The organism is Pseudomonas sp. SC3(2021) (assembly GCF_019856535.1).
GTDB classification, from domain to species: Bacteria; Pseudomonadota; Gammaproteobacteria; order Pseudomonadales; family Pseudomonadaceae; genus Aquipseudomonas; species Aquipseudomonas monsensis.
The window spans coordinates 2,243,096-2,265,531 of sequence record NZ_CP082236.1 but is presented as its reverse complement, the minus strand read 5'-3'; the positions used below and the strand labels follow the sequence as shown (position 1 = coordinate 2,265,531).

Below are 22,436 nucleotides of genomic sequence, written 5' to 3'. Positions count from 1 at the left end.
AAAGATCAGGGCTTTTTTGTTTGTGCTGTGGATTGGATTTTTGTGGTGGCCTTGAGATCCATCCCCCTCACCCCAGCCCTCTCCCCCAAGGGGTAGAGGGGGGAAAGGGAGCAGACCTATGTGCTTTTCAAAATCTGAGCTCGGCTCAGGAATTGCCAAGGGTAGAGGGGAAAGGGAGCCGATCTCTGTGCTTTTCAAAATCTGAGCTCGGCTCAGGAGTTGCCAAGGGTAGAAGGGAAAGGGAGCCGATCTTTGTGCTTTTCAAAATCTGAGCTCGGCTCAGGAGTTGCCAAGGGTAGAAGGGAAAGGGAGCCGATCTTTGTGCTTTCAAAACCGGAGTTCGACTCGGGAATCTCAGGTCGGTGTACCTCAAACATTCACCGCGGTCAGTCCCCTCTCCCTCCGGGAGAGGGCTAGGGTGAGGGGCTTCTAAGGCTCGATCCCCAATTCATGTTTCACCAACGCCAACAACTGGCCCGTATCAATCGGCTTGAGCAAAAAATCCACCACGCTCAAATGCATCGCCGCAATTGCGTCTTTCACATCGGCATCGCCGGACACGATGATGATCGGCATCGCCGCCCTTACCGACTCTCGCACCTGACGGACCAGCTCAAGCCCACCGACATGGCCCATGCGCAGATCGGTAATCACCAGCCCGATCGAAGGTTTTTCCTCGAGCATCTTCAGCGCCGTCTCGCCACTGGCGGCGGTCATGCAACGAATGCCATCCAACGCGAGAATCTCCGACAACAGCTCCCGGGCGTCCTTGTCGTCATCGACGATCAGCACACGCTGCGGTGGCAAGTCAGGCTCGAGCATGACTGCACTGAGCGCTTCTCGCTCGGCATCGCTCAAAATATCGTGGTCGGACATAGCGTTCTCTACGTGTTCAAATCAATCACCTGGCACAGTCGTCAGACATCGCTAAGCAGAGCTTCAATGTGCACTTCGTCGGATTTTTTTCCAAGAGGCCGGCGGGCGAATTTCCGACTGTTTTTGTAGGGCACTTCCCAAATGTGCCCAACGGCAGCTCAAACCTAGACTTACGTCCAATGGGCACCCCGTTCGCAGGGGCCGACCATGACGGCAACGATCCGACAACAACAATTCAAAAAAGACTGCGGTAATGGTTATGAGTAAAGCGGACGCCTTCACCCAGGCAGGGAAAACCGCGGTGTTGCAGAACATTCAGGGAACCCTGCAATTCCTCCAGCGCTTCCCGCCCTTCAATCAGATGGAACATGCCCACCTGGCTTATCTGGTGGAGCAATGTCAGCTGCGTTTCTACGCTCAGGGCGAGAGCATCATCAAGCCCGCCGACGGGCCGGTCGAATATTTCTACATCGTCAAACAGGGCCGTGTGGTCGGCGAGCGTCAGCACATCACCAAGCCCGGCACCGAAACCACTTTCGAGATCACCACCGGGGAATGCTTCCCGCTGGCCGCACTGATAGGCGAACGGGCGACCCGCACGGCGCACCTGGCGAGCGAAGACACCTTCTGCCTGCAATTGAACAAACCGGCATTCATCAAACTGTTCGCGCTCTCCAACACCTTCCGCGACTTCGCCTTGCGCGGGGTCAGCAGCCTGCTCGATCAGGTCAACCAGCAAGTCCAGCAGAAAGCCGTGGAAACCCTCGGCACCCAGTATTCGCTGAACACCCGCCTCGGCGAGCTGGCCATGCGTCATCCGGTGACCTGCAGTCCCGACACGCCGCTGCGTGAAGCGGTCAAGCTGATGCACGACCAGCAGGTCGGCAGCATCGTCGCGGTGGATGAACACAAGGCGCCGCTGGGGATCTTCACCCTGCGCGATCTGCGCCATGTGGTGGCTGAAGGGATTGGCGATTTCAGCGAAGCGCTCGCGCGGCACATGACCCCGTCGCCGTTCTATCTGTCGCCGGATCACAGCGCCTTCGACGCGGCGATTGCCATGACCGAGCGGCACATCGCCCACGTTTGCCTGGTCAAGGATCAGCGCCTGTGCGGCGTAGTCTCCGAGCGCGATCTATTCTCGCTGCAACGGGTTGATCTGGTGCACCTGGCCCGGACCATCCGCAGCGCCCAGCGCGTCGAACAACTGATAACCCTGCGCGGCGAGATCGGCCAACTGGTCGAGCGCATGCTCGCCCACGGCGCGTCTTCGACGCAGATCACCCACATCATTACCCTGCTCAACGACCACACCGTGTGCCGGGTGATCGAGTTGACCCTCGCGGAAAAAGGCGACCCCGGCGTGCCGTTCAGCTGGCTGTGTTTCGGCAGCGAAGGCCGCCGCGAGCAGACGCTGCACACCGATCAGGACAACGGCATTCTGTTCGACGCCCGCGATGCCGCGGATGCGGCGCAGATTCGCGGCAAGTTGCTGCCGATTGCCCAGCAGATCAATCAAAGCCTGGCGCAGTGTGGCTTCACTCTGTGCAAGGGCAACATCATGGCCGGCAACCCCGAACTGTGTCTGTCGCGGGCGGAATGGGCGCGGCGTTTTGCAGCGTTCATCCGCGAGGCCACGCCGGAAAACCTGCTGGGTTCGAGCATCTACTTCGACCTGCGGGTGGTCTGGGGCGATGAAAAAAGCTGCGAGCAGTTGCGCCGCGGCATTCTCGAGCAGGTCGGCGACAACCGTTTGTTCCAGCGCATGCTGGCCGAGAATGCCCTGCGCAATCGCCCGCCGGTGGGACGTTTCCGCGAGTTTGTGCTGGCACGCAAGAACGGTGAAAAAGCCACGCTGGACCTGAAGATCCAGGGCCTGACGCCGTTTGTCGATGGTGCTCGACTGTTGGCGCTGGCCAACGGCATCGACACCAACAACACCCTCGAACGTTTTCGCCAACTGGTGGATAAGCACGTCATCGAACCACTGGATGGCGCGGCGTATGAAGAGGCCTATCACTTCATCCAGCAGACGCGCATGCAACAGCATCAGATCCAGACCCGGGAGAATCTGCCGTATTCCAACCGCGTCGATCCCGACAGCCTCAATCATCTGGACCGGCGCATCCTGCGTGAATCCCTGCGCCAGGCGCAACGCCTGCAAAGCAGCCTGGCCTTGCGGTATCAGCTATGAGCCTGTTCTCGTGGCTGCGTCCAGCCGGCCCTGCCCTGACGACGGATGTGCAGCAACGCCTGGCGCAGTTGCCGACGATCGGCGAACTGAGCGAATGCAGCCTGCGCGAACAGCGCTGGGTGGTGCTCGACCTGGAGACCACCGGGCTGAACCTGAACAAGGATCGCGTCTTGTCGATCGGTGCGGTGGTGATCGAGGACGGCGCGATCGACTTCAGCCAACAGTTCGAACGCACGTTGCAATGCCGGGAGCTGAAGCTCAGCCCCAGTGTGTTGATTCATGGTCTGGGGCCGAATGCGATTGCGGCGGGCAGCGATCCCGCCGAGGCGTTGCTGGAATTCATGGCGTTTGTCGGCGACAGCCCGGTGCTGGCGTTTCACGCGCCGTTCGATCAGCACATGCTCGGGCGCGCGTTGAAGGAGCACTTGGGCTACAAGCTGCAGAACGTGTTTCTGGATGTAGCCGACATGGCGCCGCTGCTGTGCCCGCAGGCGAACATCCGCGAAGCCGGACTGGATGAGTGGATCGAGTGGTTCAGGCTCGAAGTGTTCGAGCGGCACAACGCGAGTGCCGATGCGTTGGCGACGGCGGAACTGGCGTTGATTCTGTTCAGCCGGGCGCGCCAGCAACAGATTCACAGTCCGTTGAATTTGCAGCAGCGGCTGAGCCAGTGGAAGCGGCGGCAACAGGCGCCGTCTTTTTAACAACACCCTCACCCCAGCCCTCTCCCGGAGGGAGAGGGGGCCGACCGTGGTGCCTGCAGCCTTGCATCGACCTGAAAGACCGAGTCGATTGTGGATTCACCGAAAGGCGTTCAGTCGGTAGACCTCCAGAATATCCCTCGATCAGCCCCCTCTCACGCCGGGAGAGGGAGCCGACTGTGGTGTCTGCAGCCTTGCATCGACCTGAAAGACAGAGTCGATTGTGGATTCACCGAAAAGCGTTCAGGTCGGTAGACCTCCAGAGTATCCCCCGATCGGTCACCTCTCCCGCCGGGAGAGGGCCAGGGTGAGGGTCTGCCTTTTAAACACCCACCTGACCAGTGGCCAATTGCTAACCATTCCCACCTCTGCCAGAATCGCGAACAATTCTCGTTGGTTAATATTTCCCAATCGGTGCGTCTGGTGTCGTCAGTCCCAAGCCCTCACAGTGAACTCGTCGGTGCGATGTATCGCGACCATCGCGGTTGGCTGCTGGCATGGTTGCGGCGCAATGTGGCCTGTCCGCAGCGTGCCGAAGACCTGAGCCAGGACACCTTCGTGCGCCTGCTCGGTCGCGACGGGCTGCTGACGCCCCGCGAACCCCGGGCGTTTCTGCTGGCTATCGCCAAAGGGCTGTTGTTCGACTACTTCCGTCGCGCCGCACTGGAACAGGCCTACCTCACCGAACTGATGCTGATCCCCGAAGGCGAACAACCTTCGGTGGAAGAACAGCAATTGATCCTCGAAGACCTCAAGGCCATCGACCGCCTGCTCGGCACCTTGTCGACCAAGGCGCGCGCCGCTTTCCTGTATAACCGCCTCGACGGCCTCAGCCATGCCGAGATCGCCGACAAGCTGGGCGTCTCGGTGCCGCGCGTGCGGCAATATCTGGCTCAAGGCATTCGTCAGTGTTACATCGCCCTGTACGGTGAGCCGACATGAGCCCGGCCAGTTCCAGACCGGTGCCGGCCCATGTGCTGGATGCGGCAATTGCCTGGCAACTGACGCTCGATTCGAGCACTGCGCTGGAGCGCGAAGAGTTCGCCAAATGGCACGCGGCCAACGAAGAACACGCCCGGGCCTGGCGCCAGTTGGGCATGCTCGATCAGCGTTTCAGTGCCGCCAAAGGCCCGGCCCGCAGCGCATTGTTGCAATCGCGCGAAGGCATTCGCCGCCGGGTGCGCAGACTGGGCAGCGGACTGGCCAGCGTGATGGTGCTCATCGGTCTCGGTCTGTTCGCCAGCGAGCGTTATCTGCCGCTGGATTACTGGCTCGCCGATCAACGCACCGCCACCGGCGAACAGCGCACCGTGCGCCTGGCCGACGGCACCGTGCTTAACCTCAACACCCACAGTGCGGTGGATGTGCGCTTCGATGAGCAGCGCCGGTTGATCGTGTTGCAGGAAGGCGAAATCCTCGTCGAAACCGGTCATGGTGATGCGCGTCCGTTCATCGTCGAAACCCGCGAGGGCAGCATGCGCGCACTGGGGACGCGGTTCCTGGTCAAGCGCGAGAACAGCGGCACACGCCTGAGCGTGTTGCAGTCGGCGGTGGCGGCGCATGCGCAAGCGAACCCCGAAGAACAGATTCTGCGCGAAGGCCAGCAAGTGCTGTTGCGCCGTGACGGGCTGGATTCGATTGTCGCACTCAACCCCGGCGCCGATGCCTGGACCCGCGGCATGCTGGTGGTGGACAACGCGCGACTCGGCGACCTGGTGCAGGAACTGAGTCGTTATCGGCGCGGACACTTGGGCGTGGCACCGGAAGTGGCGGACTTGCGGATCACCGGCAGCTTCCCGCTGCATGACACCGACAAGGCCTTGAGCGCCCTGCTGCCGACCCTGCCGGTGCAGATCGAGCAGCACACGCCGTATTGGGTCACCGTGGCGAAGGCCGATACCAAGCCTGAGTAACGCGGTGCCCGAGCCGCCGCCATCGTTGGCAAGCCAGCTCCCACAGGGATCGGCAGTGAGCATCAATTTTGTGAACAGCACTGAAAACTGTGGGAGCTGGCTTGCCAGCGATGGGGCCCCTACAGCCTCCACTTTCAGTTAATCGAAATTATTTTCATCCAGCCCTATCACTTTTCGATTCTCGTTCGGCACACAGGCAATTGAGAAATATTTCCATTCAGGAGCCTTCGCATGTCCCGTTCGCTAGACACCTTGTTGCGCCCAAGTCTGTTGGCCGTCGCCATTGCCCTCGGCGCCCCGCTGATCAGCAGCCCGCTGCTCGCCGCTGAACAAGCGTCCAGCGTGCGCGCCTACAACCTGCCGGCGGCGCCGCTGTCGGCCACCCTGAACCAGATCGCTAGCCAGGGCGGTCTCGCCCTGTCGCTGAATCCGGCGCTGGCAGCGGGCAAGACCTCGGCGCCGGTCAATGGTCAGTACGACGCCGCCGGTGCGCTGCGTGCAGCCCTGCGTGGCACCGGCCTGCAGCTGGAACAAAGCAGCGCCGGCACCTATAGCCTGGTGGCCGTGCCCGAAGGGACATTGGCCCTGCCGGAAACCTCGGTCATCGGCGTGGAAAACCTCGAAAGCGCCTGGGGTCCGGTCGAGGGCTACACCGCCACGCGCACCGCCGCCGGCACCAAGACCGACACCGCGCTGGTCGAGGCACCGCGCTCGATCTCCGTCGCGACCCGCCAGCAAATGGACGACCGCAGCGTACACAGCCTCGACGACGCCGTGCGTTACATGCCGGGCATCACCGCCAGCAGCTACGGCAGCGATACCCGCGCCGACTGGCTGCGTGTGCGCGGCTTCGAACCGACCCAGTTCCTCGACGGCCTGCCGCTGCCGAAGGGCGTGTACGCCAACCCGAAACAGGAAACCTGGAACCTCGACCGCCTCGCCCTGCTGCGCGGCCCGGCCTCCTCGGTTTACGGCCAGACCCCGCCGGGCGGTCTGCTGGACATGGTCAGCCGCCGTCCAAGTGACATCGCCAGCAACGAAATCCAACTGCAATACGGCAGCGACAACCATCGCCAGATCAACTTCGCCAGCACCGGCAAGATCGACGACGCCGGCCAGTTCCTCTATGGCGTCAGCGGTGTCGTACGCGACAGTGGCACCCAGGTCGATCACGTCGACAACAAGCGCTACAACATCGCGCCGAGCCTGACCTGGAACATCGACGACGACACCAAGTTCACTCTGCTGAGCCAGTTCACTCGCGACGATACCGGCATCACCAGCCAGTTCCTGCCGGTGCAGGGCACCAAGATCAAATCGCCGTTCGGTGATATTTCCCACCACAAAAACCTCGGCGATCCGGACTGGGAATATTACGACCGCACCTACTACGCGCTGGGCTACGCCTTCGAACATCGCCTGAACGACGTCTGGCAGTTCAAGCAGAACCTGCGCTACACCAAGTCGGACCTGTCGTTCCAGTCGCTGACGCCGGGCTCTTATCCGTTCGCGCAAGTGGATGATCAGGGCAACGTCAATCGCACCAGCACCAGCGTCGACGAAGACATCAGCCAGTTCGCCGTGGACAACAACTTCCAGGCCGACTTCGCCACCGGCGATATCCGCCACACCTTGCTGCTGGGCCTTGATCACCAGCGCAGCAACACCAACTACACCTCGATCTTCGGTGACGGCCTGGCCACCAACGTGATCACCCCGATCTACGGTCAGCCAATCGTGCGCCCAGCGCGCTCCACCGCGTTTTACGATTACGACCAGAAGACCTACCAGACCGGCCTGTACATCCAGGATCAGATGGCCCTCGACCAGTGGCGCCTGACCCTCGGCGGCCGTGAAGACTGGGTGCATACCGGCACCCGATTCATCAACAAGGGCGATGCCACCAACACCCAGCGCGACAAGGCATTCAGCGGCAACGCAGCGCTCAGCTATGTCTTCGACAACGGGTTTGTGCCGTACCTGTCGTATGCCGAATCCTTCCAGCCAACCTCCGGCGCCGATGCCACCTCCACCGGTTCGCTCAAGCCGACCGAAGGCAAGCAATGGGAACTGGGCATCAAGTACCAGCCACCGGGCAGCAAGACATTGCTGAGCGCAGCGGTGTATGACCTGACCCAGAAAAACGTTTCGGTGAACACCTTCGTCAACAACGTGTCGGTCACCAGCCAGACCGGCGAAGTGAAAGTCAAAGGCCTGGAGCTGGAGGCGACCTCGGACGTGACCGAAAACCTCAAAGTCATTGCCGCCTACACCCTGGCCAAGTCCGAAGTGCAGAACGGCGTCGACAAGGGCAATCGCCTGCAACTGATGCCCAATCAGCAAGCGTCGCTGTGGACCGACTACACCTGGCACGCCGGCGTACTCGACGGCTTCGGCATTGGCGGCGGCGTGCGTTACACCGGCAACACTTACGGCGACAAGGCCAATACCTGGCTGGGCAAGGCGGACGCCTACACCGTGTTCGACGCGAGCGTGCATTACGACCTCGGTCGTCTGGACAACAGCCTCAAAGGCGCGTCGCTGGCACTCAACGCGACCAACCTGTTCGACAAGGAATACATTTCCACCTGCGACAGCTTCTACTGCTACTACGGCGACACGCGCAGTGTCGTCGCCAGCGCCACTTACAAGTGGTAAGCGTCTGAGCTGAAACAGGCCCTGTGACCAGGCCGTCCTCCGTGGACGGCTTTGGTGTTTTTGAAGGTCATGAAATGAAAAGTAAAACAATTCGCCGCTGGTCGTTCATCCACACCTGGACCAGTCTGATCTGCACGGTGTTTTTGCTGATGCTGGCACTGACCGGTCTGCCGTTGATCTTCCACCACGAGATCGAGCACCTGCTCGGCGATGCGCCCCAAGTGCGCGAGATGCCGGCCGACACGCCACGCCTGAATCTGGCGCAACTGGTGCAAGCCGCCGAAAAACATCGCCCGGATGACGTGGTGCAGTATTTCGGTTTCGACGACGATGAGCCGAACGCCGTGCTGACGATCATGGCGAAAACCGCCGGCACCGAACCGAACTCATCGCACACCTTCATGCTCGATGCACGCACCGGCGAAGCACTGGAAACACCGTCGGCCAACGGTGGCTTGATGCTGTTCATCCTCCGTCTGCATGTGGACATGTTCGCCGGGTTGCCGGGCAAGTTGCTGCTGGCGTTCATGGGGCTGCTGTTTGTGGTGGCGATTGTCTCGGGGACGGTGCTGTACCTGCCGTTCATGCGTCGGTTGAAATTCGGCACCGTGCGCCAGGACAAATCCACCCGCCTGCGCTGGCTCGACCTGCATAACCTGATCGGCGTGGTCACCCTGACCTGGGCGCTGGTGGTGGGCGTGACCGGGGTAATCAGTGCCTGCGCCGACCTGATAATCGCGGCGTGGCGCGAGGACACCTTGAACACCCTGATCGCGCCGTATCGCGATGCGCCGCCCCTGACGCAGCTGGCCCCCGCCACACGCTTGCTCGACATCGCCGGCGACGTCGCGCCGGGGATGAAACCAGACTTCATTGCCTTTCCCGGCACGCGTTTTTCCAGCGAGCATCATTACTCGGTGTTCATGAAGGGCGGCACGCACCTGACTTCGCACCTGCTGACGCCGGTGTTGATCGACGCCACGACGCTGCAAGTCACCGCCGTGGCCGAACGCCCGTGGTACATGGACGCCATGGGCATGTCGCAGCCGCTGCACTTCGGTGACTACGGCGGCATGCCGATGAAGATCCTCTGGGCCACGCTCGATGTGCTGACCATCATCGTCCTCGGCAGCGGGGTGTACCTCTGGGTGGTGCGGCGTAAAGCGGCGAAACCACTGCAGTTGGGGGCTTGTGCATGAAGCCGCGTCAGTCGAGTTTCTGGAAAGTGTTCAGCACGCCGATCGTGATCGCGTTGCTCAGTGCGGCGGGATTGTTTGCGGCGTTGTTGGGGGACGGGGTTTGGGATGCGTTGAGCTGGGTCGGACTCGGTGTTCCTGCATTTTTGGCGATCAGGGGATTGCTGCAGCGCGGGTAGTTTTTGTGTTGTCGGTGATGGCCTCATCGCTGGCAAGCCAGCTCCCACAGGGACTTCTGGTGAAGCCGAAATGTGTGTTCACTGCAAAAACCTGTGGGAGCTGGCTTGCCAGCGATGGCGACCTTCAAGGCACCCTAAATTCCCTCGCCAGCCTCGCGGCTTGTGGCTAGGCTAACCTCCTGTTCTTCGACGATCACCGAGGTTTGCCAATGTCCGCCCCCAGCATGACCCTGTACCACAACACGCTCTCCCCGTTCGTGCGCAAAGTGATGGTGTTGCTGCACGAGACCGGCCAGCAGGATCGCGTCGCCTTGCAAGACTGCGTGCTCAGCCCCGTCAGCCCGAGCACCGAGCTCAATATCGACAATCCGCTGGGCAAGATCCCCGCCCTGCGTCTGGCCGATGGCAACGTCATCCATGACAGCCGGGTGATCCTCGAATACCTCGACCAGCAGCACGTCGGCAACCCACTGATTCCCCGCGAAGGCGCGGCCCGCTGGCGCCGCCTGACTCTGGCCTCGATGGCCGACGGGATCATGGATGCGTCGGTGATGGTGCGTTATGAGTTGGTCCTGCGTGCTCCGGAAAAACACTGGGACGAATGGCTCGAAGCCCAGCGCGACAAGATCCGCCGCGCCCTCGCCGTGCTGGAGCGCGACGCAATTGCCGAGCTGACCAGCCACTTTGATGTGGCGGCGATCAGCGTGGCGTGCGCGCTGGGCTACCTCGACCTGCGCTTCCCGGACCTGGGCTGGCGAGATGCCAACCCGCAACTGGCCAACTGGTTCTTTGAAGTGAGTCAGCGACCGTCCATGATCGCGACGATGCCCAAGCCCTGAATAGGCGGAGCCTGCTCCGGCCTCATCGTTGGCTAGCCAACTCCCACAGGGGTTGTGGCTATGGCAGAGACGCCTGACTCAGCAAAGCTCCAACACTGGATTTGGGTATGACAGAGGATTCTGATTCAACACAAATCCTGTGGGAGCTGGCTTGCCAGCGGTGGCACCCACGCGGTGCCGGCGGCAGTGACGCAAATATCAGCGTCACCAATACTTGCACTTCTCGCTGTTCCTCACGCAACCCGCTCATTGCATCGCCCCCACATCAAACTCCAACGGCCTGGCCGATTTCTGCCCGATCCCGTACCAGTCCAGTTTGCGCGTCAGCACCATGAACACCCCCAGCAGGCCGAACAGCAACAACGAGCCCATCAACAACGCGTAATCCTCGGCGCTCAGCAATCCGTAGAGCAGGCCATACAACGCCGCCAGTCCTGCCGAAAAACTCAGACCGTGACGCACACTGCGCAGCACGTGGCAGACATAAAACCCGATCAACAACACACAAGCGCTGGCCGACAACAGATACGCCAGGGCAAACCCGATGTGCTCCGACAGCGACAGCAGCAACAGATAAAAGAACGCCAGCGCCACACCCACCAATGCGTATTGCACCGGGTGCACCGCCAGGCTTTTGAGCACTTCGAACAGGAAGAAACCGGCAAACGTCAGGACAATGAACAGCAGCGCATATTTGATCGCCCGGTCACTCTTCAGATACTGATCCACCGGGTCGATGAAGCTCACGCCGAAGCTGCGACCGTTGAACGCCTCGCAATCATTGCCGCTGACGCACCGGCTCATGGCGTCTTGCAGGTTGGTCGAGAAGAAGGTGGTCTGCCAGTCGGCGCTGAAACCGGCGTCATTGATTTCCCGTTTGGCCGGCAAAAAGTTGCCGATGAAGCTTGGATGCGGCCAGTTGGCGGCAAGGCTGACGCTGCTGCTCTTGCCCACTGGCAACACCTGCAACGAACCAGTGCCTTGCAGACGCAAATCGAAGGCGAAACCCAGCTCCGTGGTTTTACGGGTATCAAGCAGCGGCAGCGTGACCCGCACACCTTCGCCGAGCCAACCGACTTGAGTACCGGGAACGAAGTCCAGGCGCTGGCCATCGAGTTCCAGTTTCAGCGCATTTTCGATGCCGCGAATGTCGCTGATGCCGACCGCGAGAAACGGCGCATCGAACTGGTAATCGCTGAAGTCTTCCTTGATGCCCAGCTGTGCCGGCAACGAGAAATGGCCGTTGATACGGTTATCGGCGTGGAACAGCCGCGCCTCGTAAATCCCCCGGGCACGCAGTTCGGTCTGCACCTGGCCGTCGAGTTCGAAACGCTCCGGCAAAAAGTACAACCGCCCGCGTTCCTCGCCTGGTTCGTCGTAGCGCTGATTGGTTTTGTCGTTGAGCTTCCAGTTGTGAACCACCTTGCGATACGGCACTACCATCACCGGCCCGCGCAGTTGCTGGCTGTAGCTGGAGCTGCGGGCAATGTCTTCGAGCACGCCGTCGCGCAACTGCTGGCGGTCGTCGATGACGCCGTCGATCATCAGCAGCGGGATCAACAACAGCAGGATCAGCAGGGCGATGGCGCCGAGCTTGATCGTCAGATTCTTGTTCATGGGACTCTCCCTGTTTGGATGGGCAGAGTCTGCTGGTGCTGTATGAGGGGAATGTGGGGGAAATATGGAGATTGTGTGGAGCCTGCTCGCGATGGTCGCAACTCGGTATCAAGGCAGGCGCAATGTCACCTCAACCCCGTTCTCGACATTGCGAATCTGCATCGACCCACCATGCAACTTGACCACTTCTTCAACGAAGTTAAGCCCCAACCCCGTGCTTTTTCGCCCACTGTCCGGACGCGGCAGCGAATAAAAACGCTCGGTCAAACGCGGCAAAGCGTAGTCAGGAATCGCTGCCGACTCATTGAACAACCGGCATTCGATCTGCTCGCCAACCCGCTCGCCGGTGAAGCGCAACAACCCCTGCGACGGGGTGAAATCCAGCGCATTCTCCAGCAAGTTGCCCAACGCCTGACGCAGCAGAAACGGCTCGCCGATCAATAGCAGATCCGCCGCAATCGTCTGCTCGACCCGCAGTTGCTTGCCTTCAATCCGCGCCGTCTGCGCCCGCAACAATTCATCGACCAGTGCCGCCAACGGCACGGCGACGCGTTCTTCCAGACCCTGCCGCTGCTCGACCTGCGCCAGATTGAGCAATCGTTCGATCAACTGCTGCATCCGCGCACTTTCGCTGTCGATGTTGCCGACAAAACGCAGGCGCTGAACCGGCGGCATGTCGCCCTGCAGCAACTCCGCCGCGCCACGAATCGCCGCCAGCGGACTCTTCAATTCATGGGTCAGGGTGTGCACATAGCGCTCGACGTAGGCCTTGCCTTCCAGTTGGGTGCGCATCTGTTCCACAGCGGTCGCCAGCTGTTCCAGCTCACCCCCGCGGTAATGCGGGACTTCTACCCGCCGGCCCTCGCTCACCGCCTGGGCGTAACCGGTCAAACGGTGCAACGCACGGCTCAGCCACCACGACAACAAGGCGCCAAACAGCAGGCCGAGCCCGATCAACCCGGCGCCGTAAAACAGCAAGCGGCGCTCGGTGCGATCGACATACGGCTGCAACGAGCTGTTGGGTTTGGCCACGGTGACCACGCCGATGATCTTGCCGTTATCGCGGATCGGCGCGCCGACGTGCATCACCGAGGAACTGGCGTCATTCGGATCACTGCGACTGGAGCGCGCGCCATATTCGCCACGCAGGGTCAGGTAAACGTCGTTCCAGCGCGAGTAATCCTGACCGACCGCCACGCCGCTGGAATCGAGCACGACGATGCCCTTGGCGTCGGTGACGTAGATGCGGTGGTTGACCTGATTCTTCGGCAAGCCCCAGATGGTCGCTTGCGGCTGGCGTTCGCCATAGGCGCGCAGCAACTGCGGCCAGCGATTCTCACTGAGGGTGCCGGCCTTGAAATCGTCGCGCAGGATTTCCGCCATCAGGTTGGCGGTGTCGACCAGGGTTTCTTCGGTGGACTGACGCACGCCCGGGCGGATTTCTTCCATCACCGTGTTGAGCACGAAATAACCGGTCAGGCCGACAAACAGCACATACACCAGGAAGATCCGCAGCCCCAGCGACATCAGCTGTGCCCCGGGCTGTAGCTGTAACCGAGGCCGCGATGGGTCTGGATCGGCTCGGCATCGGCCTGCACCAGCCGCAGTTTGGCGCGCACGCTTTTGATATGGCTGTCGATGCTGCGCTCGTAACCGGCGTCGGCGGCAACGCCCAGCGCGTCGAGCAATTGCTCGCGACTGAAGACTCGCTGCGGTTGGTCGAGCAGGCATTGCAGCAGACGGAATTCGTGGCGGGTCAGGCTGAGTGGCTGGCCACGGTAAGTGATCAACACACGTTCGAGGTCGATGCGAAACAGCGTCGAGGTGGCTTCGATCAGCGGTCGCGGCGCCATGCGCTTGAGAATCGCCCGCACCCGGGCGGCGACTTCCCGGGGGCTGAACGGCTTGACCACGTAGTCGTCGGCGCCGATCTCCAGGCCCACCACACGGTCGATCTCGGCATCCCGGGCGCTGAGGAACAGCACCGGCACTTCAGTGAAGCGCCGCAGCTGTTTGCAGGTCTCGAAGCCACTGATGTCCGGCAGGCCGATGTCGAGAATGATCAGATCGGCCGGGGTCTGCCGCTGATGCTCCAGCGCCGCCGCGCCGAGGCTCAGCCACGTGGTGGTGAACCCCTCGCCCTGCAGGGCAAAAATCAGCGTGTCGGCAATCGCCGCTTCGTCTTCGACAATCAGGATATGAGGCATGGCGTCCGAGCCCGTGGGTTAGGTGCGCGAACGGTGCCCCAAGCCTGACGTTACGTCAATGAGACCACTTGGCTCAGCAGTCTGGCTTGTCCGCCGTGAAGCGCCGCGCCGGGTTTACCGCTGCGCCAAATTCGCGCAGGGCCTTGGCACCGATCAGCAGCGGGTAGTTGAAGTTGCTGCGGTCGGTCAGGTTGACCTCAACGGTGCGCTTGACGTTGCCCAGGCACAGTTCCAGATCGACCACCGGGCGCTTGGCGACTTCGGTGCTGTCGCCCTCGTCTTCTTCATCGGAACGGCTTTTGATCTTGCTGATCCGCGCCACTTTGTGTTCGTAGACCTTGTTGCTCGCGTCCTTGGTGCCGAGGCGGAAGCGCACCCATTCATCGCCATCGCGGGTGAAGGTTTCGATGTCCTTGGCCGACAGCGATGCGGTCAGTGCTCCGGTGTCCATCTTGGCCTTGAGCACTTCGCCGCCGATTTCCGGCAGCGCGATGTATTCATAACGCCCGTACAGGGTCGGCTCGGCGGCCATGACCGGCAGGGCGACGAGGGCAAACAGTGCAAGGAGGGATTTCACGTAGAGGGCTTCCTTGGAAAATGAGGGCGTCAGACGCGAGATTTTAGACAGCCAGCAAGCAATTCGTTCGCCGCTGAGACCGCATCACTGGCAAGCCAGCGCCCACAAGGAGCTTCAGCGAATGTAATTCTTGCGCACACCCGATAAGCCTGTGGGAGCTGGCTTGCCAGCGATGCGGCCAGCCCGTTCAACACAATATCTGGCCCAAGCATACCCAGCCAAAAGTGAAACATTTGTCACCCGCGATTTGGCCTGTCGTCCGAAGCCACTTATCATGGCGCGCCCATCCAACGTCATAGAGTTGCCTATGCGCCGCCTGCTCACCGGCTGTTTCGTCACCCTGCTGCTGTTGCTCAACACCCTGATCCTGATCGGGCCGTTGATGGTCTTTGCCCTGCTCAAACTGGTGGCGCCCGGGCGCTGGCGTGACTATGCGTCGGGGGCGGTGATGTGGATCGCCGAGACCTGGGCCGAGATCGACAAGCTGATTTTCCGCCTGTGCATCCCCACCCGATGGGATATTCGCGGCGGCGAAAACCTGCGCGGTGACACCTCCTATCTGGTGGTCAGCAACCACCAGTCGTGGGTCGACATTCCGGCACTGATCCAGACCCTGAACCGGCGCACGCCGTTCTTCAAGTTCTTCCTCAAGAAGGAGCTGATCTGGGTGCCGTTCCTGGGGCTGGCGTGGTGGGCGCTGGATTACCCGTTCATGAAGCGCTACACCAAGGCCTTTCTGGCCAAACACCCGGAACTGGCCGGCAAGGATCTGGAGATCACCCGGCAGGCCTGCGAGCTGTTCAAGCGCCAGCCGGTGACCGTGGTGAATTATCTGGAAGGTACCCGCTACACCGCGGCGAAAAGTGCGCAGCAACAGTCGCCGTTCAACCACTTGCTCAAGCCCAAGGCCGGCGGCGTGGCGTTTGTACTGGCGGCGATGGGTGAACAGCTGGATGCGATGCTCGATGTGACAGTGGTTTATCCACAGGCGAACATCCCGGGCTTCTGGGATTTGATCAGCGGCAACGTGCCGCGGGTGATCGTCGATATCAAGACCCGCGAACTCGACCCGGCGTTGTGGCAGGGCGATTACGAGAATGATCCGGCGTTTCGCCAGACGGTCCAGAACTGGGTCAACCAGCTCTGGACCGAGAAAGACCAGCGCATTGCCGAACTGCGCGGCGAGCGCGGCTGATCAGCTACCGGTGCCGGCGCCCCAGATGCTGCCCAGGCTTTGCAGCAGAGGGCCGCCGACGCCTTGATCACCCAGGTACTTGAGCAGTATCGGGGCAAACTGGCCGACCATGCCGCTGTCCATGCCCAGTGCGCCGAAGGCGTTGTTCAGGTCATTGGTGTCCTTGACGTTGCCCAGCGCATTTTCCAGGCCAGCGGATTTGCCGGACTGACCGAGCAAACCGCTCAACGCCGCCAGATTGCCGCCACCGCCCGACAACTTGTCGATGCCCGGCACTTCTTTGGCCAACTGCGAATAATCGGCGCTGCTCAATTGGTTCTTGGCCAGGCCCAGCATCGCGCTGGTGCCACCCACGGCTTGTTGCGGCGTGACCCCCAGACCGGTGACGGCTTGCAGCAGACCGGCGGTTTCCGAAGTCGGCGCGGCGGCGGTGGCAGCGTTGCCGCCCTGCATGCTTGAAGCCGCCTTGGTCACGTCGTCCAGGCTGAAACCGGCGAACACCGGGCTCGCTGCAAGGGTCATCAGTGAAGCCAAGGCAATACCGCGTGAAATCTTCATTCAGACATCCTCTTGCGCTGTGGTAACCGCCCTTCAATGGGCGGCAAAACTGCCGGTTTGACCGGGTTTCGGCCGGCATGTTCCTCGCCGGCGCATCCATTTTCAGGATAGCCACGTATATAAAACGTGAAACTGCGGACACCTGTCATGAATGGCACAAGCGCTGTTGCTGAACTAGCCTGTGGACAGCTCGAGATCAGACCTCGTCGTGCGACCATTGCCTGGAGAAACGTCATTTCCACCGCCGACACCGATCAGTTGCGCCAGCTGTTGGCCCAGTGCTCACTGGGTGACCGGCGTGCCTTCGAAACCCTTTATCGCAGCGTCGGCCCGCGCCTGCACGGCGTGGCCCTGCGTTTTATGGGCCGCACCGATCTGGCCGAGGAAGTGCTGCAGGAAAGCTTCGTGCGCATCTGGAACAACGCCTCGCGCTTCCAGGCCCATTTGTCGGCGCCGATGACCTGGATGATCAACATCACCCGCAATCAGGCCATCGACCAATTGCGCAAACATCGCGACCGGCCACTGACCGATGTCGAACAGGACACCCTCGCCGACGAAGGCCCTTCGGCGCATGAACTGTTGAACAGCAGCCGGGAAGCCAACGCGCTGCACCGCTGCCTGGACACCCTCGACGGCCAGCAACGCCAGTCGATCACGGTGGCTTACTTTCAGGGCCTGTCCTGTTCGGAACTGGCCGAACACCTGGCCGCGCCGCTGGGTTCGGTGAAATCGTGGATTCGCCGTGGCATGGAACGTCTGCGCAGGTGCCTTGAATCATGAACTACCAGACCCCAGCCCTGCGCCGCGCCCTCGCTGCCGATTACGCCATCGGCCTGATGGCCCCGGCGGCGCGTCGACGCTTCGAGCAATTGCTGCTGGACGACGCGGCATTAAGGGTCGAACTGGCACATTGGCAGGAAAGCCTCGCCAGCCTCACCGAAACGCTGCCGCAAGTTCCGGTGCCGGAGCGCGTATGGCAAGGCGTCACCGCGCGCATCGAACCGCAAGTGCTGCATGTTCCCGAGAAGCGGCCGTTCTGGAACTGGCTGCGCGTCACCGCTGCACTGTGTTCAATCGTGGTGCTGGTCTTCCTCGGCTCCCTGTACAACCGCGACGACGCCCGCTACCGCGCCACCCTGCTGACCGCCAATGCGCAACCGGCGTTGAAGGTCGAGGCGCATGCGGATTATCTGCAAGTCGAGCCGCTGACATTGGCGGCAGTCGATCCGGGCCGCAGCCTGGAGCTGTGGGCGATTCCGGCGGATGGCAAGCCGATTTCGCTGGGTGTGATCCCGGCGGGAGGCAAAGGCAAGGTTGAGTTGAACGAGGCGCAGAAAGCCTTGATCGGCAAACCGATTGCGCTGGCGGTAAGTCTTGAGCCTAAAGGGGGTTCACCGACCGGGCAGCCGACGGGGCCGGTGCTTTATCAGGGTGCTTTGGCAGCGCTGTAAAGCAAAACCCCTCACCCTGGCCCTCTCCCAGAGGGAGAGGGGACTGACCGTGGTGTTCTCTCGAGTTTTATCGACCTGAAATACCGAGCCGATTATGGATTCACAGCGGTATTTTCAGGTCGGCGTAAATTGTGAGCATCCCTCGGTCGGCCCCCTCTCCCTCTGGGAGAGGGCTGGGGTGAGGGTAGCTTTTGACCTGGGCTTGCAACAAAAAACGGCGACCCCGAGGTCGCCGTTTTGTATTGCGCTCAAGCCTTACGCCGCACTAAACAACTTATGCGGATCAATCACAAACTTCTTCGGCACGCCCGCATCGAACTCGCCATGCCCTTCCGGTGCCTGATCGAGGCTGATCTCCCGCGCAGGACCTCAAACCCGCGAAACAACCGAAGGCAGCGATCTTTTTAGGTCGTTAATTACTTGTCGTGAAAATCAATATTTCAAAAAGAACTAGACCCCTGTCAGATCTGACAGGTGTCTAGCTATCCGGGCTGGAATAGGCTGCTGGTGTGTCAATTGTTCGAAGAAAGCGAGGTGCAACTAACGGTCATTCAACGGGAGATACGGTGATGGAGAAGCAACTCAGTCCGCGCGATCAACTGCTCGAATCAGATGTCCCGCCGATCATCTTTTGCATCAGCCCGGACGATCCGATCATCAAATACATCAAAGCGGGGCAGAAGGTTACTTATGACCTTATGCGGGGTGATAACGGTCAGTACTACGCCGTGGACATCAGATTGGCTCATCACGAATGAAAGCCACTTAGATGATTTCGTAGTTCGGCTACTTCGTGAGTTTCACAAAATCAATCAAAACGGAAAGCAAAAAATGTCAAACAGAACAAAGGGAACAGTTAAGTGGTTCAACGATGAGAAAGGTTTTGGGTTCATCACTCCGCTTGATGGAGGAGCGGATCTGTTTGTTCACTTCAAGGCAATCGAATCCGACGGTTTCAAAAGCTTAAAAGAGGGGCAGATCGTAAGTTATGTAGCTGAACCTGGGCAGAAAGGTATGCAAGCGGCAGAGGTAAGAATCGAGTAGAAATGTCGTATGGAAGCTCGGCATTTACTTAAAAAAACGGCGCTCGAAGGCGCCGTTTTTTTGGTTGGTATTGTTACGCCGCACTAAACAACTTATGCGGATCAATCACAAACTTCTTCGGCACACCGGCATCGAACTCGCCATAACCTTCTGGCGCCTGATCCAGACTGATCACCTGCACACCCACCACTTCGGCAATGTTAATGCGATCCCACATGATCGCCTGCATCAGTTGGCGGTTGTACTTCATCACCGGGGTCTGGCCGGTGTGGAAGCTGTGGGATTTTGCCCAGCCGAGGCCGAAGCGGATGCTCAGGCTGCCCATTTTCGCGGCGGCGTCCACGGCACCCGGATCTTCGGTGACGTACAGGCCCGGGATACCGATCTTGCCCGCCACACGCACCACGCCCATCAGCGAGTTGAGCACGGTGGCCGGGGCTTCGGCTTTCACCCCGTCGTGGCCGTGGCCGCGGGCTTCGAAGCCCACACAGTCCACCGCGCAATCGACTTCCGGCTCGCCCAGCAGTGCAGCGATCTGTTCGTGCAGTGGCGTGTCTTGCGACAGGTCGACCACTTCAAAACCCTGCGCCTTGGCGTGGGCCAGACGGATGGTGTTGACGTCGCCGATGATCACCACCGCCGCACCCAGCAAGCGCGCCGAAGCGGCAGCGGCCAGGCCGACCGGGCCGGCGCCCGCGATGTAAACGGTGCTGCCCGGACCAACGCCAGCGGTAACGGCACCGTGGTAGCCGGTCGGGAGGATGTCGGAGAGGCAGGTCAGATCGCGGATTTTCTCCATGGCCTTGTCGCGATCCGGCAGTTTCAGCAGGTTGAAGTCGGCGTACGGCACCAACACGTACTCGGCCTGGCCACCGGTCCAGTCGCCCATGTCGACGTAACCGTAAGCGCCGCCGGCACGGGCCGGGTTGACGGTCAGGCAGACGCCGGTGTGTTGCTCCTTGCAGGAACGGCAGCGCCCGCAAGCCACGTTGAACGGTACGGAAACCAGGTCGCCGATTTTCAGGTTCTCGACGTCGGAACCCTTTTCGATCACTTCGCCGGTGATTTCGTGGCCCAGCACCAGACCGGTCTGCGCCGTGGTACGGCCGCGCACCATGTGCTGGTCGGAGCCACAAATGTTGGTGGAAACCACTTTGAGAATGACCCCGTGCTCGATCTTGCGACCGCGTGGGTCCTGCATTTTCGGATAGTCGATTTTCTGTACTTCGACCTTGCCAGCGCCGAGATACACCACACCACGATTGCCAGACATGCTTTCACCTCGCTGTTGTTTTTATGGAACCGCGTTGCCCAGGCAGGCAGCGCGTTAAGTGCTCGGGTACAGATGCTGATTGTTGTGTTGCCTGTTATGGCCTCATCGCTGGCAAGCCAGCTCCCACAGGATTCGGGTTGGATTCAGATTTTGTATACGACACAAATCCCTGTGGGAGCTGGCTTGCCAGCGATGGCGATCTAGAGAACGACCGTGCGATTGGCGTTGAGAAACACCCTTCTTTCGATGTGATACCCAACGGCCCGCGCCAGCGTCAGGCCCTCGATATCCCGCCCCTTGGCAATCAAGTCCTCAGGGTAATGACTGTGATCCACCGCCTCGACGCCCTGGGCGATGATCGGCCCCTCGTCGAGGTCGTTGTTGATGTAATGCGCCGTGGCGCCCACCAGTTTCACGCCTTTGTTGTAGGCCTGGTGATACGGCTTGGCGCCCTTGAACCCCGGCAGCAGCGAGTGGTGAATATTGATCGCCTTGCCATCGAGCTTGCGGCACAGCTCCGGCGACAACACCTGCATGTAGCGGGCGAGGATCACCAGCTCGGCACCGGACTCTTCGATCACCTGCCACACCTGACGCTCCTGCGACGGCTTGTCGTTGGGGTCGAGGGGGAAATGGTAGTAGGGAATCTGGTGCCAGTCGGCCAGCGGCTTGAGGTCCGGATGGTTGGACACCACCGCCGCGACGTCCATCGACAACTGGCCGATGCGCTGCCGGTAGAGCAAGTCGTTGAGGCAGTGATCGGCCTTGGAGACCATGATCACCACTTTTGGCCGGTAGTTTGGCGCGGTCAGTTCGAAAACCATGCCAAAGGCCTGACCACGCTCGGCTAAGCCGGCGCGGAAGGACTGTTCGTCGAAACCGTCGGGCTGACGGAATTCCACGCGAATGAAGAAACGGCCGGAGAGGCGGTCATCGAACGAGTGGTGCTCGGTAACGTAGCAACCCTGCTCGAACAGAAAACGCGTCACCGCGTCCACAGTGCCGAGGACGCTGGGGCAGTCGGCGGTCAGAATCCATGTGTCTGGGGCGCGGCTCATGGTGCGGTGACTCCTGTTCTTTGTGCGGGGTGTCAGGTTTCCCCCTCACCCTGGCCCTCTCCCGGAGGGAGAGGGGACTGACCTAAGTGTCTGTCGAGTTACATCGACCTGGAATCTCGCGGGTGAATACAGATCGCAAAAACACCCGAGATCGGCTCCCTTTCCCCTCTCCCCCTTGGGGGAGAGGGCTGGGGTGAGGGGGAAAAAATCTCCAGCCCTACACGCAAGCACGCTCAACGCAATTCACTTCAAGCCTGAACGCTCAACCCGTACTCAGCCGATGCATCCTGCAACCACAACCACCAGTAATCCGAAAAGCTGCGACGGATCAGCAGCTCCCAGGTGTCTTCAGCGGTGTGGCGAATCATCAGCTGCGACTTGGCGAACACCGTGCCAACCGCTTTACCGACCGGGAAGTTGTTCGGGTGCACGTCGTAGCTGGTGGATTTCATCAGCACCTGACGCACGTTCGGCCCGCTCAGTTCGAGCACTTGCTGGCCGCCGCTGACGTTGACGATCGCGATGTGCAGATCACCCAGCGCTTCGCGCAGTTTCTGCTCGGCGGCGAATTCTTCACCGCTCGGCACGATCAACAGCCACTCGTCCGGGCCCATCCATTGCAGGCTGGATTCGCCTTTGACGATCACGCTCAGGGCGCCGGGCAATTCGATGCCCAAGGCCTTGTGCACGCCAGCGGCGAAGGCTGCATCGTGGCCATCGCCACGGATGGTCAGGTGGCCGAGGAGTTTCTTTTCACGCACGGTGACGCCGGCATTCTTGCGACCCTTGCCGACCAGGCTGGCGAGGTCGGCATGGTGCAGCGACGACTCGGCACGGGCACCGGTGGTCGGGCGTTGTTGGTACACGTTGGCTGTGGTCATAAAGCACCTATATCAA

The 22,436-nt window shown here is 60.8% G+C and carries 22 protein-coding genes and 1 pseudogene; 13 read left to right on the top strand and 10 right to left on the bottom strand.

Translation table 11 applies throughout. From position 1 onward, the window contains the following. Positions 1-429: 429 nt before the first annotated feature. Entirely contained in the window at positions 430-876 is a 447-nt protein-coding gene (locus K5Y35_RS10005) for a response regulator (RefSeq protein ID WP_123469346.1), read from the bottom strand. A 259-nt stretch (positions 877-1,135) separates the two neighbouring features. On the opposite strand from K5Y35_RS10005, the gene K5Y35_RS10000 reads away from it, so the two are divergent. From K5Y35_RS10000 to K5Y35_RS09965, 8 genes are all read left to right on the top strand, one after another. Continuing rightward, a complete protein-coding gene (locus tag K5Y35_RS10000) occupies positions 1,136-3,070 on the top strand; it encodes a DUF294 nucleotidyltransferase-like domain-containing protein (RefSeq protein WP_302467484.1) in 1,935 nt (644 codons plus the stop codon). After that, positions 3,067-3,774 (top strand): PolC-type DNA polymerase III, encoded by a 708-nt coding sequence (locus K5Y35_RS09995; protein WP_123469350.1) that lies wholly within the window; start codon positions 3,067-3,069, stop codon positions 3,772-3,774. Before K5Y35_RS10000 ends, K5Y35_RS09995 begins: the two co-directional genes overlap by 4 nt. A gap of 462 nt (positions 3,775-4,236) precedes the next feature. Further along, positions 4,237-4,713, top strand: coding sequence for an RNA polymerase sigma factor (locus K5Y35_RS09990; protein WP_256591901.1), 477 nt, complete (start codon positions 4,237-4,239; stop codon positions 4,711-4,713). Next, positions 4,710-5,684 (top strand): FecR domain-containing protein, encoded by a 975-nt coding sequence (locus tag K5Y35_RS09985; RefSeq protein WP_222834163.1) that lies wholly within the window; start codon positions 4,710-4,712, stop codon positions 5,682-5,684. The genes K5Y35_RS09990 and K5Y35_RS09985 overlap by 4 nt, the downstream gene beginning before the upstream one ends. Before the next feature lie 231 nt (positions 5,685-5,915). Further along, positions 5,916-8,342, top strand: a complete 2,427-nt coding sequence (locus tag K5Y35_RS09980) for a TonB-dependent siderophore receptor (RefSeq protein WP_222834162.1) — start codon at positions 5,916-5,918, stop codon at positions 8,340-8,342. 74 nt (positions 8,343-8,416) lie between these two features. Then, complete coding sequence (locus tag K5Y35_RS09975; protein WP_222834161.1) at positions 8,417-9,541, top strand: PepSY-associated TM helix domain-containing protein; 1,125 nt, start codon at positions 8,417-8,419, stop codon at positions 9,539-9,541. After that, on the top strand, positions 9,538-9,717 hold the full coding sequence (locus K5Y35_RS09970) for a hypothetical protein (RefSeq protein WP_222834160.1): 180 nt from the start codon (positions 9,538-9,540) through the stop codon (positions 9,715-9,717). Before K5Y35_RS09975 ends, K5Y35_RS09970 begins: the two co-directional genes overlap by 4 nt. Positions 9,718-9,926: 209 nt before the next feature. After that, positions 9,927-10,556 carry a glutathione S-transferase gene (locus K5Y35_RS09965; protein ID WP_186746503.1) on the top strand — a complete coding sequence of 210 codons (630 nt, stop codon included), beginning with the start codon at positions 9,927-9,929 and terminating at the stop codon, positions 10,554-10,556. Positions 10,557-10,802: 246 nt separating this feature from the next. On the opposite strand, the gene creD is transcribed toward K5Y35_RS09965, so the two are convergent. The 4 genes from creD to K5Y35_RS09945 all read right to left on the bottom strand — a co-directional run bounded on the left by creD (position 10,803) and on the right by K5Y35_RS09945 (position 14,957). Further along, positions 10,803-12,173: a cell envelope integrity protein CreD gene (gene creD / locus K5Y35_RS09960; protein ID WP_186746501.1), complete on the bottom strand. Its 1,371-nt coding sequence runs from the start codon at positions 12,171-12,173 to the stop codon at positions 10,803-10,805. A 108-nt stretch (positions 12,174-12,281) separates the two neighbouring features. Beyond that, positions 12,282-13,700, bottom strand: a complete 1,419-nt coding sequence (creC, locus tag K5Y35_RS09955) for a two-component system sensor histidine kinase CreC (RefSeq protein WP_128613986.1) — start codon at positions 13,698-13,700, stop codon at positions 12,282-12,284. Further along, positions 13,700-14,380: a two-component system response regulator CreB gene (gene creB / locus K5Y35_RS09950; RefSeq protein ID WP_123469366.1), complete on the bottom strand. Its 681-nt coding sequence runs from the start codon at positions 14,378-14,380 to the stop codon at positions 13,700-13,702. Before creB ends, creC begins: the two co-directional genes overlap by 1 nt. 73 nt (positions 14,381-14,453) lie before the next feature. Then, positions 14,454-14,957 carry an ATP-dependent zinc protease gene (locus tag K5Y35_RS09945; protein WP_095189559.1) on the bottom strand — a complete coding sequence of 168 codons (504 nt, stop codon included), beginning with the start codon at positions 14,955-14,957 and terminating at the stop codon, positions 14,454-14,456. A 307-nt stretch (positions 14,958-15,264) separates the two neighbouring features. On the opposite strand from K5Y35_RS09945, the gene K5Y35_RS09940 reads away from it, so the two are divergent. Next, on the top strand, positions 15,265-16,152 hold the full coding sequence (locus tag K5Y35_RS09940) for an acyltransferase (RefSeq protein ID WP_222834159.1): 888 nt from the start codon (positions 15,265-15,267) through the stop codon (positions 16,150-16,152). Here K5Y35_RS09940 and K5Y35_RS09935 read toward each other — a convergent pair whose 3' ends face one another. Continuing rightward, positions 16,153-16,710 carry a DUF2780 domain-containing protein gene (locus tag K5Y35_RS09935; protein ID WP_222834158.1) on the bottom strand — a complete coding sequence of 186 codons (558 nt, stop codon included), beginning with the start codon at positions 16,708-16,710 and terminating at the stop codon, positions 16,153-16,155. It abuts the gene before it with no gap. Positions 16,711-16,857: 147 nt separating this feature from the next. Between K5Y35_RS09935 and K5Y35_RS09930 the strand changes: the two genes are divergently transcribed. Both K5Y35_RS09930 and K5Y35_RS09925 read left to right on the top strand, forming a co-directional pair. Beyond that, complete coding sequence (locus K5Y35_RS09930) at positions 16,858-17,493, top strand: RNA polymerase sigma factor (RefSeq protein WP_222834157.1); 636 nt, start codon at positions 16,858-16,860, stop codon at positions 17,491-17,493. Further along, complete coding sequence (locus K5Y35_RS09925) at positions 17,490-18,164, top strand: anti-sigma factor domain-containing protein (RefSeq protein ID WP_222834156.1); 675 nt, start codon at positions 17,490-17,492, stop codon at positions 18,162-18,164. Before K5Y35_RS09930 ends, K5Y35_RS09925 begins: the two co-directional genes overlap by 4 nt. Before the next feature lie 255 nt (positions 18,165-18,419). Here the strand turns inward: K5Y35_RS09925 and K5Y35_RS28150 are convergent. Beyond that, positions 18,420-18,518, bottom strand: a pseudogene (locus K5Y35_RS28150) (hypothetical protein); the annotation flags it as partial. 215 nt (positions 18,519-18,733) lie between these two features. Here K5Y35_RS28150 and K5Y35_RS09920 point away from each other — a divergent pair. Then, positions 18,734-18,922, top strand: a complete 189-nt coding sequence (locus tag K5Y35_RS09920; protein ID WP_222834155.1) for a hypothetical protein — start codon at positions 18,734-18,736, stop codon at positions 18,920-18,922. Between the two features lie 73 nt (positions 18,923-18,995). Continuing rightward, positions 18,996-19,208 carry a cold-shock protein gene (locus K5Y35_RS09915; RefSeq protein ID WP_222834154.1) on the top strand — a complete coding sequence of 71 codons (213 nt, stop codon included), beginning with the start codon at positions 18,996-18,998 and terminating at the stop codon, positions 19,206-19,208. A gap of 73 nt (positions 19,209-19,281) precedes the next feature. Here the strand turns inward: K5Y35_RS09915 and fdhA are convergent, their stop codons facing one another. The 3 genes from fdhA to K5Y35_RS09900 form a co-directional block, all read right to left on the bottom strand. Further along, a complete protein-coding gene (gene fdhA / locus K5Y35_RS09910; protein WP_064589551.1) occupies positions 19,282-20,481 on the bottom strand; it encodes a formaldehyde dehydrogenase, glutathione-independent in 1,200 nt (399 codons plus the stop codon). Positions 20,482-20,681: 200 nt separating this feature from the next. Continuing rightward, a complete protein-coding gene (gene purU / locus K5Y35_RS09905) occupies positions 20,682-21,539 on the bottom strand; it encodes a formyltetrahydrofolate deformylase (protein WP_064589552.1) in 858 nt (285 codons plus the stop codon). A 248-nt stretch (positions 21,540-21,787) separates the two neighbouring features. Beyond that, on the bottom strand, positions 21,788-22,420 hold the full coding sequence (locus tag K5Y35_RS09900; protein WP_123469376.1) for a sarcosine oxidase subunit gamma: 633 nt from the start codon (positions 22,418-22,420) through the stop codon (positions 21,788-21,790). Between the last annotated feature and the right edge of the window lie 16 nt (positions 22,421-22,436).